Origin of the sequence: Streptomyces sp. NPDC059010, assembly GCF_042740355.1 — a bacterium.
Classification (GTDB): Bacteria; Actinomycetota; Actinomycetes; order Streptomycetales; family Streptomycetaceae; genus Streptomyces.
Genome location: NZ_JBHYJA010000005.1, coordinates 275590 through 290070 on the forward strand (window position 1 = coordinate 275590; position 14481 = coordinate 290070).

Genomic DNA, 14481 nt, shown 5'->3' on the forward strand with positions numbered 1-14481 from the left:
TCAGATCACCTCCGCTCTCTGGGCCCATCGCGGGACACGTCGCCGCGGGACCTCGGGCGTCGATTCGGGCGTCGTTGCGGGTGTCGACAGGGGAGTGGCCGCGGCAGGCGCCGCCAACAGCGAGGCGGCCACGGCCAGATGCAGCAGATACGGCGAGGCGTCGCCCAGTCCGGCCTCGGTGTACGACGCGATTCCGCAATAGCTGATCAGGAAGATCGCGCAGGCCCTCGACAGCGACGGCGGCCTCAGCAGCGCGACGCCGCCCAGCACGATGATGATCAACGCGACCAGGGTGACGCCGATCAGACCCTGCTCGTTGTAGACGGCCAGCCAGCTGTTGTCGATCGGCAGCCCGCCGAACGACTTGTCGCCCAGACCCACGCCGAACAGCTCCTGCGAGGTCGACCGGGGCGCGGCCAGCAGCGCGTCCCAGACCTTGGCCCGACCGGTGAGGTTGGAGAAGTTCTCCTTGCTCTGTCCGCGCAGGAACCACGTCTGCAGCGCGGAGGCGAACCCCACCGCGGCCACCACGGCGCACGCCACCGTCCAGCTGAAGAACCGCCGGGCCGATGCGCTTGTCAGGATCAGCGAGCCGATCGCGAACGCCAGCCCGATGAACAGGCCGAGCGTGGCCGTCCGGGTGTGGGTCAGCGCGAGCAGGACGAGTGACGGCACGATGACCACCGCCGCGCTGGTCCGGTCGGTCCGGCGGCCCAGTACGAGCAGCACGGTGAGCCCGATGATCACCGCGGCGTACTGCCCGATCTGCGGCGGGGTGAGCGGCCACAGCGCGCCGACCAGACGTCCGCCGTAGAGGTCGGGCAGGGCCGCGCCCGGTGAGACGGCCAGGCCGGCGGCCACCGACCCGAGCACCGCGAAGTACATCCGGATGTGATGCCGGACGAACGTCATGGAGCCGTCCCACCAGCGGCTGAGCAGCCACAGCGTGCCGACGAAGAGAGCCAGCCGGGCGCAGCGGAACAGCGCGCCGAACCCGGACTCCAGGTTGGCGCTGGAGATCACGCTCAGCACCAGCAGCAGGGTCAGCAGAAGCAGATAGGCGCTGGCCCGGATGCGCAGCCGGAGATTGACCGCGAGCGCCAGCGTGAACGCGGCGACCAGCGCGCCCATGGTGACCATCTGGATGAGGGAGCGGGGCAGTGGGACGATGGTCTTCGCCCCGGCGGAGCCGAGCGTGTTGAGGATCAGCAGCCCCCAGACCGCCCCGACGATCTTCGACGGGTGGTTTGCGGACGGAGTGGCGGCCATCTCAACCACCGTCCCGTGCGCGGATGGTGCTGCCCTTGTCCTGCTGGTACGGCGTGCCCTGCCACTGCCCGAAGTCGAGCACCCGGCTCGGGTCGTAGGCGACGAACTTCCACGGTCCGAGGTAGACGTTGTCGTGCCAGCGGTTGTGCTGCTTGCGGGTGATCGCCTCGGACACCCGCTCGCCCTGGTACGGCGACCAGTCCGGATAGGTGCCGTAGTTGGCCAGCACCGCCATCCGGTCGCACTTCACCGTGCAGTCGACGGCGGACTTGTCCAGCACGAAGCGGTTGTCGTGGATGTCCACCCGCTGGGTCTTCCACCGGCAGTCGGCGTACAGCGGTGCGCTGGCGATCGCCGGCTGTGCGCAGCGGTCGGTCTTCTTGACCAGCAACGTGCAGTCACCGGAGGAGGTGTTGGCCGGGCTGTTGCAGAACCGGTCGGCGTTCTCCCACAGGGTGATCCCGGACCAGTTGTTCTCCAGCACGTTCCGGTAGATCTCGATCTTGTCCGTGCGGGCTCGGACCCGTGGTTCGCCGCCCGACTCGGACAGGTAGACGGTCGCGAACGGGAAGTTGTCGCCGCGCTCGGCGTATCTACGGCCCTCGACCCAGTTGTTCCGCCGGATCGTGTTCCGCCGGATGACCGCGTTGTAGCTGGTCTCGTAGATCAGCGCGGCGCCGTCGTTGGCCTCGAACACGTTGTCTTCGATGCGGAAGTCATTGTTGTTGGTGTCCGCCCACAACCCGGTTCCGCGGTTGTCGTGCACCCAGTTGCCGCGCACGTCGGCGCCGTTGACGGCCCAGAACTTGATGCCTCCGGTGCAGCCGCAGCCCTTGCGCCGCCGCTCCCAGTCACCGGTGTTGTTGCCCACGATCTCGTTGTCCTCGACCACCAGGCCGCGCAGGGGGTCACCGTCCTTGTACGCGTTCATGCCGTACTGGCCGTTGTCGCGCAGGCAGCTGGCGCGGACCCGCTGGTGGGCACCGGCCATCAGCCCGGCGCCGGAGTTCTTCTGGATCGTCGCGTGCTCGATCACCCACCCGTCGGCCGAGTCATGGTTGACCACGCCCTCGTTGTGCGGCGCGACGAACCCCTGCACGGTCAGAAAGCGGATGGTGACGTCGCGGGCGGTGCCACCGAACGCGTACTGGTTGGTCTTGTGCCCGTCGAGCACCGCGCCCGGCGCGCCGAGGTAGGTGTTCCCCTTCTTGGGGATGACCTGGGCGTAGCGGTCCGGCTCAAGCCGGTGCTTGCCCGGCCGGAGCCAGAACGTGGTGTTCGGGGGGCTGCTCTTGGTCTTCGCGGCCAGGTCACCGGTCACCGAGGGGTCGACCGTCACCGCGCCCTTGGGCGCCTTCGCCGGCCCGGCCGCGGGCTTGGCGCACACCCGGGCGACCGACGTGGACGACGCCCCGGATGTGGCGGGCGCAGCGGTCGGCCCCGCCGCCGGGGTGCCCGCCGTGCCGCTGTCACATCCGGTCACCGCCAGCAGGGCCAGCGCCAGCGGTGCCGCCGACGCCCAGTGCCGTCTCTTGATCCCCACACGTGCCCCCTAGCCGTGGAACTTGAGCACGGTGGTGAAGCCCTCCGTGCCGTCGGCGAAGCCGGTGCCGACCAGCGTGGTGGCGGGTTCCTTGCGCCCGAAGCCGGGGGAGTACCAGCCCAGGGGCGGGTTGCTCTCGCCGCGATGCGCCCGCCACGACAGCTGCTCTGGCAGGTCGAGCGCCGCGGAGCGGTCCTCGCCGTCCCGGGTCCAGGTGAGCACGGCCCGGTTGTCCACCAGGTCCGCGGTGATCGCCGGGCCGAGGTGGAAGGCCAGCCGCACGGCCCGGCGCGGGCCGCGCACCTCGTCGACGACCCGCAGCTCCTGGCTCTCGGCCGTCAGCTCCACCCGGCGGCGGTGCACGGAGCCCTGGTAGCCGTCGTGCTCGGCAACCCAGCGGGCCACCCCCTCGCCGGACGCGTCCGCTGTGCCCCCTGTGCCCGCGACCAGGACGCGGCTGCGGGCATGCCGGGTCCACAGGAACGGGCCGCCTGAGACGGACTGGTCGACGCCGTCCAGTTGCAGGGTGTTGTGGCCGAGGGTCGACCGGAAGTACTGCCGCCACTCGGGCTGCCCGTGATAGCAGTACGTCCCCGGATCGGCGAGCACGTCGACGCCGTCGTGCCGGACCTCCACGGACAGCGCGTCCGCGTGGGCGTGCGCGGCGATGGACAGGAAGCCGTGCGGACCCCCGTCGCAGCGGCACCAGACCTTCTCCGGACCGCGCAGGATGGTGAGCCCCGCGTCGGCGAAGTGGCCCGGTCGGCTCGCCGGGCGGGCCATGGCCGGTGCGGTTCCCTTTTTCGCGTAGGGCCGGATGAGCGCGGCCAGCAGCGGGGTGCGCACATCGGTGCCTGTCACCACCGGCCACCAGTCGAGCCGGCCGAACACGGCGTCCCCGGTGGCCAGCAGCGAGGCCCAGCGGTCGGTGCCCGTGCCGTCCACGATCAGACCGTGCCCGTCGTCCGAGTCGCCCTGGCGCGGGGGCCGCAGCCGGTTGTCCACGACGGCCGCGAGCGCGTCGGTCATCCGCAGCAGCACCAGCCGGACCGTCGCGGGGACCGGCACGTCGGCGGCGTCCGCCTCGGCCAGCGCGGCCAGGCCGAGCTCCAGCACCAGTCCGTGATATTCGGTGGCCAGCTCGCGGTTGAGGCCGGAGCCGAAGGTGTTGCCGCGCAGATGCCGCTCCAGCGACCGCAGCGCGTCGGCCCGCCAGCGCGCCGAGGAGGGGAACCAGTCGAACGCGCAGGCCGCGGCGAACTGCCCGGCGGCCTCGGCGATGATGTGGTTGTTCGCCGACGACCCCCGGCTGGGGAACGCGGCCAGCCAGCGCTGGTGGTGCCAGATCTGGTTCAGCGCCACCGGGTTGCCCTCGAACAGCCCGGCCGCGCCCGGCCAGCCGTCGAGCAGCCGGCGGATCCACACCCAGGACAGCAGCCGGATCCCCAGCTCGATGCCGCTGGTCCAGTGCACTCCGCGCAGCGGCGCGTTGGCCGCCCACCACGACCGCAGGTGCTCGGCCACCCGCTCGGCGTACCGCTCGTCCCCGGTGACCGCGTAGGCGGCGGCGAGCACGGTGAGGTACTGATGCCGGGACAGCTCCCAGATCTGCTTGATGTCCCCGACCGCGTCCTCGCTGCGGTACGGCACGTCGAAGGCGTAGCCCCACGGGGCCCGGCGCCCGGTCTTCGGGTCGTACCACCAGTCCGGGTCGGCCAGGTCGTCGCGGTCCACCCCGAAGTACTCGGCGTGCCCGGCCATCAGCCGGTCCGCCTCGGCGATGAGACGCTTCGCGGCGTCCGGTGGCACCGCGGCGACCGTCCCCGCGGGCAGCACGGCGGTGAACCGGGCGCCGGTCACGCCCGGGCAGTCCGGCCGCGCCGACCGCCACAGCCGTCTGCGCACCGTGTCGCCCACCCGGCCGCCGATCTCCCGCGGCCCCATCCGGGACAGCCGGCGCAGGTACCAGCCCGCGCTCATGGTCATCGCGCCCTCGCCAACGTCACCGGCGCGCCGCCGGCCAGGCCGGCCTGCACGGCGAGGGTGGCCGCCGTGGTGGCGACCAGCGACTCCAGCGGCACCGGCATGGGACCGCCGGTCCGAACGGCCTTGACGAACGCGGCCAGTTCGGCGTTCTGGCCCTTGTCGCGGGCCTTGGGCAGCCGCGAACTCACCCACCGCTTGCGGTCGTACACCGAGGCACGGACGAAGTCGTCGAGCTGGAGCACCTTGCCGTCCGCGACCAGGTCCAGCGTCTCCTTGGGGAAGCCGGCCGCGCCGGTGGTGACATAGCTGATGGCGGCGGTGGACCCGTCCGGGTAGCGCAGTACGACCTGGAGGTCCTCGTTGCCGGACGGGGCGACCGCGTACACCGAGACCGGGTCGGCGTCGAGCAGCCAGCTCGCCGTGTCGATGAAGTGTCCGCCCTCGCCGGCGAACCGCGAGCCCTCGGTGCCCTGCTGGAGATACCAGCTGCCGTGGTCGAGCCGCCCCGCGTTGACCAGGTAGCGCAGGCTGGCCGGGCCGGTACGGGCGCCGAACCGCTTCTTGGCCTCCTGGAGCAGCGGCGCGAACCGGCGGTTGAAGCCCACCTGGAGCCGGTCGTTGCCGGACTCCTCGACCGCCGCGAGCACGCCGGACAGGTCGTCCTCGGTGAGCGCCAGCGGCTTCTCCACGAACACCGCCTTGCCGGCCAGCAGTGCCTTCCGGGTCAGGTCGGCGTGCGAGCTGTGCCGGGTGACCACGAACACCGCGTCGATGGACTTGTCGCCGAGCACGGCGTCGAGGTCGGTGGTGGCCTGGGCGAAGCCGAACTTCCGCTGTGCGTTGGCCGCGGACAGCGCCGTCGTGGTGACGACGGTCGACAACTCGACACCGTCGCGTGCTGAAAGATGCGGCAGCAGCATCGACGTCGCGTAGTTGCCCGCGCCGATGAACGCCAGGCGCACCGGCGTCCCGGCGGCCCGGGCCGGACTCCGCTGCACGTTCACCGCGGGCACGGTCACCGCCGGGGCCACAGCCTCGGCCTCGGTCTTTCCGGCCGTCTGTCCGGGGTAGCGGAACAGCACGGCCACGGCCTTCAAGTCGCCGTCCTTCAGGCGCTGGTACGTCTCGACGGCGTCATCGAAGTCGGCGATGTGGGAGACCAAGGGCTCCACGTCGACCTTGTCGCGGGCGACCAGGTCGAGGAAGCACGCCAGGTTGCGGCGCTCCGTCCAGCGCACATAGCCGATCGGGTAGTCGCGCCCTTCGAGCTCGTACTCCGGGTCGTAGCGGCCGGGGCCGTAGCTGCGGGAGAACCGGACGTCGAGTTCCTTCTCGTAGTACGCGTTCCACGGCAGGTCCAGGCGGCACTTGCCGATGTCGACGACCCGGCCGCGGTCCCGGCAGAGCCGGGCGGCCAGCTCGACGGGCTGGTTGCTGCCGCCGCCCGCGGCCAGGTACACCTGGTCCACGCCGTGACCGCCGGTGAGTTCGGCGACGGCCGTCTCCACGGCCGCGGACGCGGGATCGCCGCAGGCCACCGCGCCCAGGCGCTCGGCGAGTTCACAGCGCGCCGGGTCGGGGTCGGCGCCGACGACGCGGACTCCCGAGGCCGTGAGGAGCTGCACCACCAGCTGTCCGATCAGCCCGAGGCCGATGACCAGCGCCACCTCGCCGAGCTGGGGCTCGCCCTGGCGGACGCCCTGCATCGCGATCGACCCGACGGTGCCGAAGGCGGCGTGGCTGGGGGCCAGGCCGTCCGGCACCGGGGCGTAGAGGTTCTTCGGCACCCAGTTCAACTCGGCGTGCAGCGCGTGCTCGTTGCCGGCGCAGGCCACCAGGTCGCCGACCTTCACGTCGTCGACGCCGGCGCCGACCTGCTCGACCACCCCGCACAGCGAGTAGCCCAGCGGTGTGTAGGAGTCCAGCTTGCCCATCACCTTGCGGTAGGTGGCGGGCACCCCGTTGGTGGCCACGCTCTGCATGACCTTGGCGACCTGGTCCGGGCGGGAGCGGGCCTTGCCCAGCATCGACATGCCGGCCTCGGACACCTTCATCAGCTCGGTCCCGGTGGAGATCAGCGAGAAGGCACTGCGGACCAGCACACCGCCCGGCTTGCACCCCGGCACCGGCACGTCGAGCACCGCCAGCTCGCCGCTCTTGTAGTTCTGTACAACCTGCTTCACCCGAACTCCTCTGATTCCTAAGCCGTTAACCGAGTGCTCTGGCCGGACCCAGAGATCGCGTCGCGATACCAGTACTCAAGGGTCAGCACATGCCACAGATGCTTGGAGAAATCCCGCTGCCCGGCGGCGTCCTCGGCGGCCATCCGCGCCAGCGCGTCGCGGCGCAGGAACCCTGATCTGACGAGCTCGCCGTCGTGGATCACCTCGCGCACCAGCGGGGCCAGATCCCGGCTCATCCAGGCCCGCAGCGGCGCGCTGAACAGGCCCTTGGGCCGGTACACGATCTCCCGGGGCAGGATCGAGGTGGCGGCCTCCTTGAGGACGGCCTTGCCCTGCCGACCCACGATCTTGCGATCACCGGGAACGGCGAACGCCGCCTTCACCACCTCGACGTCCACGTACGGCACCCGCACCTCGGTCGACGCGGCCATGCTGGAGCGGTCCGTGTACGTGAGGTTCAGGCCCGGCAGGAACATCCGGGCGTCGCCCAGGCACATGCGGTTGACGAAGTCGTCCAGGTCGTTGTCCTCGTAGACATCCGCATGCTCGGTCAGCACGTCCTCGACCGTCCCGGCCAGGTCCGGGTCGACCAGGGCGAGCAACTCGTCCTGGTCGTACATGGTGTAGCTGCGCCGGAACGCGGTCTCCTCCGGCAGCTCGGCGAAGGACAGGAACCGCTTCGCGAAGCGCACCGACCGGTACCCCCGGCGGGCCGAGGCGACCGGCAGCCGGTCCACGACCGCGGACACCCCGCGCCGCAGGGGCCGCGGGACGCGCTGGTAGCGCAGCGCGATCAGGTTGGCCAGGTGCTTGCGGTACCCGGCGAACAGCTCGTCGGCGCCCATCCCCGAGAGCATCACCTTGACCCCGGCCTCCCGGGCGGCCGAGCAGATCAGGAAGGTGTTGATCGCGGCGGGGTCGCCGATCGGCTCGTCCAGGGAGTACGTCATCTGCGGCAGCAGATCGAGCACGTTCGGGGCGATCTCGATCTCGTGCAGATCGACGCCGAACCGCTCGGCCACCTGCCGGGCATAGCGCAGGTCGTCCGGCATCGCCTCGAACCTGGCGTCCTCGGCGCGGAACCCGATCGTGTAGGCGGAGATCCCGGGTTGGTGGCGGGCCGCAAGCGCGGTCAGATAGCTGGAGTCGAGACCGCCGGAGAGGAACGTCGCCACCGGTACGTCGGACAGCAGATGGCGTCGGGTCGACTCCTCGACGATGGCGGCCAGGTCCGGCTGCTCGCCGGCCCGCGCACGCTCCCGGCCCTCGGCGGCGACGTCCTTCAGGTTCCAGAACCGGCCGCGATCCACCCGGCCGTCGGGCCGGATCCGCAGCCAGCTCCCCGGCGGCAGCTTCTCCGCCTCGCGGAACGCACACCGTGAGTCCGGCACCCAGTAGTAGAGGAGCGAGGCCACCAGCGCCCCATGGTCCACCTGCAACGATCCGCCGGTCACGGCGGCGAGCGCCTTGAGCTCGGAGGCGAACACCAGACCCTCGCCGCGCCGGAGCAGGAACAGCGGCTTGATGCCGAGCTGGTCGCGGGCGAGCACCAGCTCACCGGTCCGCTCGTCGAAGACCGCGAACACGAACATGCCGCGCAGCCGGGGCAGGCAGTCGGTACCCCAGCGCCGCCACGCCTCCAGCAGCACCTCGGTGTCGGAGGTACCGCGGAAGCGCACCCCGGCGGCCGCCAGCTCGGCCCGCAGCTCCGGCGCGTTGTACAACTCGCCGTTGTACGTCAGGACGAGGCCGCCCGAGACCATAGGCTGGGCGCCCGTCTCGGACAGGTCGATGATGGCCAGCCGACGGTGCCCGAGGTGCACCTCGCCGTCACCGGCGGAATGGCTGTAGCGGCCCGACCCGTCCGGCCCGCGGTGGGCGAGGGTCTCGGTGAGCCGGTCGGTCACGACCTTCTCGTCCGGCCATCGGTAAGTGCCTGCGATGCCACACATGTACTACCGCGCCTCCTGGTCGCTGTCCGGGCCCCGCGTCGCCCACATCGGCTGCCGCTCCGTGCGCGGTTGGCCCTCACCCACTGCCTTGACGGCGTGGGAGGTACCCCCACCGTTCTTCTGCCGGGCCTGCCGCTCGCTGTGGCCCCGCAGCGCGGTGTGCAGGCCGTCCCACAGCGTGCCGTCGGTCCGGTCACGCGGATCGGGGTCGATCAGCACCACACCGATCACCGGAATGCCCTGGTCCGCGAGCTGCCGCGCCACGGTGTGCAGCCATGCGGCGCTGCCGTGCCCGGCCCGCACCACGAGCACCGTCTGGGTGCCGAGGTACTGGAGGTCGGTCCACGCCGTGCCGGGCGCGACCGAGCCGACGCCGAACCGGCGTTCCCCGTGCGACAGGTCCGCGGCGTCCTTGCCGCTGACCACGGTCGGGCCTCCCGGCTTCGGCCGACGGCCCGAGAGTTGCGTACCGGGCAGGGCGTCGACGATCACCACGGGCCCGTCCGGTGCCAGCGCCTCGGCGAGCTCCAGGGCGATCACGCTCGCGCTGCGCGCACAGCCCAGTTCCAGCAGCGACACGGGTTCAGCGGAGCCGCGCACGGTGCGGGCCAACGACGTGGTGAGCCGTTCGCGTGCCGCCCGGATCCGTCGGCGCCGCCACGGCCTGCCGGACCGGCGGGGCAGCTCCGCGATGACGGAGGCGCCGAGGTTCGCCGCGATCTCCCGGCGCAGTACGGGGCGGTCCGCCACCACCGTGCCGACCGCGGCCACCGCGAGCCCGAGGACGAGCCCGAGGACGAGTCCGATCGCGGCGTTGGTGGCGGCGGCCTTGGGCAGGGAGTGCCGGATCGCGCGCGGGGCGTCCACGACCTGTGTGCCGGCGACGACCTTGGGCGTGCCGGTACGTGCCTCCGCGGCGCGCTGGCCGAAGTCGGTGATCCGCGAGGTGAGTTCGGCCCGGCGGGCGAAGAGCGACTCCATGTTCGCCGACGCCTTCGGCCCGCTCTCCGGCGATCCCTCGCCGATCGCCTTGTTGACCTGGGCGAGCTCGTCCCGCATGCGGTCACGCTGGTCCAGCAGGGCCTTGGACTCGGCCGACGCGGAGTCCCGCATCCGCTTCACATGGTCCGCGACGAACGCGTCGGCCAGCGCCTTGGCCCGGGCCGTCGCCTCCGCGTCGCTGTCACCCGTCACGGTGATCTGCAGCAGGTTGTTGGTCAGGCCGGCACCCCGGTAGTCCCGCATGAAGTCTTCCGGTTTTTCCGGGGACTTGAGGGACCGCAGGGCCTTCTCGGCGATCCGTGTGGTCCCCAGCAGTTCGACGTCGGTACGGATCAGCGTTCCGGTGTCGTTCGGCTGGTCCCCCTCATGCGCGACCAGCACCTTGGTCACCGCGGTCGGGGGCGGCGGCATCAGGACCGCCACCGACGCGCCGGCCAGCAGTCCCAGCAGCGCCATGGCGCTCCACAGGCGGCGGCGCCTGCGCACCGCCACCACCAGCGCCTGCAGATCAAAGAGCGGAGTGGAGGCCGACGACTCCGCGGTCGTGCTCGTCGTCACGTTCAACCTCCCGTCGCGGGGCCGCGCACCGCGAGAGCCAGCGTGGCCTCGTCGGCAGGACGTTCGGCGGTTCGCGCGGGATGGACCCGGACCGGGTCGGCGACGACGATGCCGACGACCTGATGGCCGCCGTCCGCACACGCCTCGGCGACGCCGGCGAGCTCCTCCGCGGTCCAGCTGCCCGCGCTGAGGACGACCAGGGCACCCGCCTCGGTGTCACGGTCCGGCACCGTCGGCCGGTCCACCGAAACCTCCACGACCCGCAGCAGCGGATCGCTCTTGGCCTCGGTGACGAGCTGCCCGGCGGCTCGGCGGGCGATCTCGTCGCCCTCCGGTACGACGACCAGCAGCCGCCGCGGGGCAGGCAGCTGGTTCCGGAGGCGAGCGCACACCCGCCGGTAGCGGATCCGTCGGCCGGCCTCGTCGCCGGACCGCTGCGGGGTCGGTACGTCCCACCGGGTGTCGACGCCGAGGAGCCGGCGGATCCCGGCCCGTCGGCCACCGCCTTCCGGCCGGTGCGCGTGCCCTTCGGCAGGCACGTCGACGGTGCCGAGGAGCGCCGAGCCCAGCGCCGCGGCGATCTCCGCTTCGGTGCGCAGCCGGCGATTCATCCGTGCGGCGACGAGATGGCCGATGACCGCGAGCAGGAAGGACAGCAGCGCCCCGGCGACGATGAGCTGAATCCTCGTCGGCGGCGCCGCGCCGGTCGGCCGGGCGGCCGGCCCCATGACGACCATGCTGGCCTTGTTGGCCGCAGGGTCGGCCTCGTCCAGCTTCTTCATGGCCTCCTGCAGCGTCGTACGCAGCTTTTCGAGCTCGGTGCGGGCCTGCACGCTCTCCACGGTCTGTCCCGGATCGGCCGCATCGGCCAGGTCGGTGATGCGGCGGTTGGTCTCCGCCACCTTCTGCCGCAGCGCCTCGGCTCCCGTGGCCGCTTCGGTGTCGGTGCCGCCGCCCGCGATCCGCGCGGCGAAGCCGACGAACTGCTGGGCCACCCGGTCGGCGAGCTGCTGCGCGCGCGCCGGGGTGCCGGCCGTGCCCGCGATCTTGATGATGTTCCCGTCGGCGGCCGTGGCACCCACCTGATCCCGTAGCTCGCTGCCGCTGACGCTCTGCCAGCCGAGCTTGGCCGCCACGCCGTCGAGCACGGTCGAACTGGTCGCGATGTCGACCTGGGTCAGCAGTTCGCGCTCCTCCCACTGCCCCGGCAGGAGGACCGACGCCGACGCCGTGTACCGCGGCGGAAACACCACCGAGGCGCCGTAGCCGACGAGCGCGCCCACCACGGCGACGGTGGCGAGGAGCCGCCACCGTCGACGGAGTATCCACCCGATCGTGACCAGGTGGATCGTGTCATCGCTCAACTGCGCGGCCTCTTCCCTGTGCGAACCGGGGCGCCCGCCGAGACCGCGGTACGGTCACGGCACGCGGCGGCGTAGGCGGCGAGCAGCGAGACTTGCGAGTTCCGCCAGGAAAGCGGTCCGCTGATCCGCTCCTGGCCGATCTTGCCCATCCGGGCCCGCTGTTCTGGATCGTCCAGCAGCAGCGCGATGAGCCCCGCGAACTCGGCCTCGTCGTTGGCGGGCGCGTAGAGGGCGGCGTCACCGGCGGAGACGCGTGCCTCGGTCAGGTCGAACGAGACGATCGGCCGGCCCATCGCCATGTACTCCAGGACCTTGTTCATGGTCGACACGTCGTTGAGCGGATTGTGCGGGTCGGGGGAGAGGCATACGTCCGCGGTGGACAGGTAGCGCACCAGGTCGGCGTCCGGAATGCGCCCGGTGAACTGCACCTGATCCGTGAGTCCGAGCTGCCGCGACAGCTCCACCATCGCGTCGAAGGCGTCGCCGGCGCCGACGAACACCGCGTGCCAGTCGGTCCGTCCGAGCTCGTCGCGCAGCTTCGCGAGGGCGCGCAAGGCGTAGTCGACGCCGTCCTGCGGGCCCATGACGCCCAGATAGCACAGCAGATGAGGCTTGCCGCGCTTCAACTCCGGCTCGGGCGGCACCGGTTGGAACCGTTCGATCTGGGGCGCGCTGCGCACCACGAACACGTCGTCGGGCCGCTGACCGCCACGGCGGATCGCGACGTCCCGGTAGCTCTCGTTCGTGGCGAGCACGATGTCGGCGGCCCGGTAGGTCCGCCGTTCCAGCGCGCACACGGCGCGGTAGAGCAGGTCCTTGCCGCGGTCGAACCGGGAGAGGTACAGCTCGGGCACCAGGTCGTGCTGGTCGAAGACGAACCGCGCGCCGCGCCGCCTGAGCCACCGTGCCGCCAGGAACAGCAGGTCCGGCGGGTTGCAGGCGTGGACCACGTGGACCGGGCCGACCTTGCGGGCCAGCCGGGCCGTGTGCCACAGGGCGGATCCGTACTCCCGCAGGTAGCCGGCCGGTCCTCCGGTGGCCGCTTTCAACGGGTAGCGGTGGATCCGCACCCCGTCGATCACCGCCTCCGGCTCCGTGTCCCGCTTCTCCCCCCGCGGGCAGATGACGTGCACTTCCCAGCCCGCGTCGCGCAGTGTCGTGCACTCCTGCCACACTCGCCGGTCGAACGGCACCGACAGGTTCTCCACCAGGATCAGCGCGCGCCGCCCCGACCCCTCACCACTGATTGCATTACCAAGCAAGGCCCATGTACCCCGGTTCGGTCCGGCGCGCCTCGGCGTCGGGAAGGCGGATGAGGTCGACTATCACCGGGCCGTCGGCGCCGCCGTGGGGCAGTGCCGACAGGACGGCCGGATCCCTGGTCCCGACCAGGCACACCTCGGCGTGCTCAAGCACCTCGTCGACGGAATCCGCGAGCAGCTGCGCGAGATGCGGCAGCCGGGTCTCGATGTACTCGCGGTTCGCGCCGAGCAGCCGGGAGAGGCTCACGTTGGCGTCGTAGATCTTCAGGTCGTACCCCTTGCCGAAGAGCCGCTCCGCCAGCTCGACGAGCGGGCTCTCGCGGAGGTCGTCGGTGCCGGGTTTGAAGGACAGGCCGAACAGGCCCGCCTTGCGCTTTCCGGTGCGCTCGACCAGCTCCACCGCGCGTTGCAGATGGTCGGAGTTGGAGGGCAGCACATGGGAGAGGATGGGCACCGAGACGTCGGCCCGCTGCGCCGCGTGGACCAGGCTGCGCAGGTCCTTGGGCAGGCAGGAGCCGCCGAAGGCGAAGCCGGGCCGCAGATAGGCGGGGCTGATGTTCAGCTTGCGGTCGGCCAGGAACACGTCCATCACCTGGTGCGAGTCCACCCCGAGCGCCTGGCACACCGCGCCCAGCTCGTTCGCGAAGCCGATCTTGAGGCCGTGGAAGGCGTTGTCCGCGTACTTGATCGCCTCGGCCGTCGGCACCGGCACCCGGAACACCTCGCCGGGCAGCCCGTCGTACAGCGCCAGCACGGCGTCGCCGCTAGCCGAGTCGAGCTCGCCGATGACGGTCTTGGGCGGGTCGAAGAAGTCCCGCACGCTCGTGCCCTCGCGCAGGAACTCCGGGTTGACCGCGACCCCGATGTCCACCCCGGCCGTGCCGCCGACGTACTTCTCCAGGATCGGCACCAGCAGGTTCAGACAGGTGCCCGGGAGCATGGTGCTGCGGAACACGACGGTGTGCCGTCCGCCCCGCTCGGCGAGCGCGGCGCCGATCTCCTCGGTGACTCGCTCCAAGTACGTGGTGCACAGGCTGCCGTTGGGCTCCGACGGCGTGCCCACGCAGATCAGCGACACCTCGCTGTCCATGATCGCCTCACGGACGTCGCCGGTGGCGCGTAATGCTCCGGTCCGCACGACGTCGGCGATGAGCTCGCCGATCCGCTCCTCGACCACCGGGGCCTTGCCGTCGTTGACCAGGTCGACCTTCACCTGGTTGACGTCCACCCCGATGACCTCGTGCCCCATGCTGGCCAGGCAGGCGGCCGACACGCAGCCCACATAGCCGAGCCCGAAAACGCTGACTCTCATGACCCGTTCCTCCCCCCACGCAGGCCCTTGTGGCCTGCGTTCCGCGCGCC

At 71.5% G+C, this 14481-nt stretch carries 9 protein-coding genes; all 9 read right to left on the minus strand.

From position 1 onward, the window contains the following. From ACFWYS_RS07480 to ACFWYS_RS07520, 9 genes are read right to left on the minus strand one after another with little or no spacing between them, the layout of a single operon-like run. Window positions 1-1269, minus strand: coding sequence for an O-antigen ligase domain-containing protein (locus ACFWYS_RS07480; protein ID WP_384764639.1), 1269 nt, complete (start codon window positions 1267-1269; stop codon window positions 1-3). A gap of 1 nt (window position 1270) precedes the next feature. Continuing rightward, entirely contained in the window at window positions 1271-2812 is a 1542-nt protein-coding gene (locus tag ACFWYS_RS07485) for a right-handed parallel beta-helix repeat-containing protein (protein ID WP_384764640.1), read from the minus strand. A 9-nt stretch (window positions 2813-2821) separates the two neighbouring features. Next, window positions 2822-4798, minus strand: a complete 1977-nt coding sequence (locus ACFWYS_RS07490; protein ID WP_384764642.1) for an alginate lyase family protein — start codon at window positions 4796-4798, stop codon at window positions 2822-2824. Next, window positions 4795-6981 carry a bi-domain-containing oxidoreductase gene (locus ACFWYS_RS07495; RefSeq protein ID WP_384764644.1) on the minus strand — a complete coding sequence of 729 codons (2187 nt, stop codon included), beginning with the start codon at window positions 6979-6981 and terminating at the stop codon, window positions 4795-4797. The genes ACFWYS_RS07490 and ACFWYS_RS07495 overlap by 4 nt, the downstream gene beginning before the upstream one ends. Before the next feature lie 17 nt (window positions 6982-6998). Beyond that, a complete protein-coding gene (asnB, locus tag ACFWYS_RS07500) occupies window positions 6999-8933 on the minus strand; it encodes an asparagine synthase (glutamine-hydrolyzing) (RefSeq protein ID WP_384764646.1) in 1935 nt (644 codons plus the stop codon). 3 nt (window positions 8934-8936) lie between these two features. After that, window positions 8937-10493: a Wzz/FepE/Etk N-terminal domain-containing protein gene (locus tag ACFWYS_RS07505; protein ID WP_384764647.1), complete on the minus strand. Its 1557-nt coding sequence runs from the start codon at window positions 10491-10493 to the stop codon at window positions 8937-8939. A gap of 2 nt (window positions 10494-10495) precedes the next feature. Then, window positions 10496-11857: a Wzz/FepE/Etk N-terminal domain-containing protein gene (locus ACFWYS_RS07510; RefSeq protein ID WP_384764649.1), complete on the minus strand. Its 1362-nt coding sequence runs from the start codon at window positions 11855-11857 to the stop codon at window positions 10496-10498. After that, the gene (locus tag ACFWYS_RS07515) at window positions 11854-13119 is read right to left on the minus strand and encodes a glycosyltransferase family 4 protein (RefSeq protein ID WP_384764651.1); all 1266 of its coding nucleotides are present in this window, start codon (window positions 13117-13119) and stop codon (window positions 11854-11856) included. Before ACFWYS_RS07515 ends, ACFWYS_RS07510 begins: the two co-directional genes overlap by 4 nt. Beyond that, window positions 13109-14431 carry a nucleotide sugar dehydrogenase gene (locus tag ACFWYS_RS07520; protein WP_384764653.1) on the minus strand — a complete coding sequence of 441 codons (1323 nt, stop codon included), beginning with the start codon at window positions 14429-14431 and terminating at the stop codon, window positions 13109-13111. The genes ACFWYS_RS07515 and ACFWYS_RS07520 overlap by 11 nt, the downstream gene beginning before the upstream one ends. Between the last annotated feature and the right edge of the window lie 50 nt (window positions 14432-14481).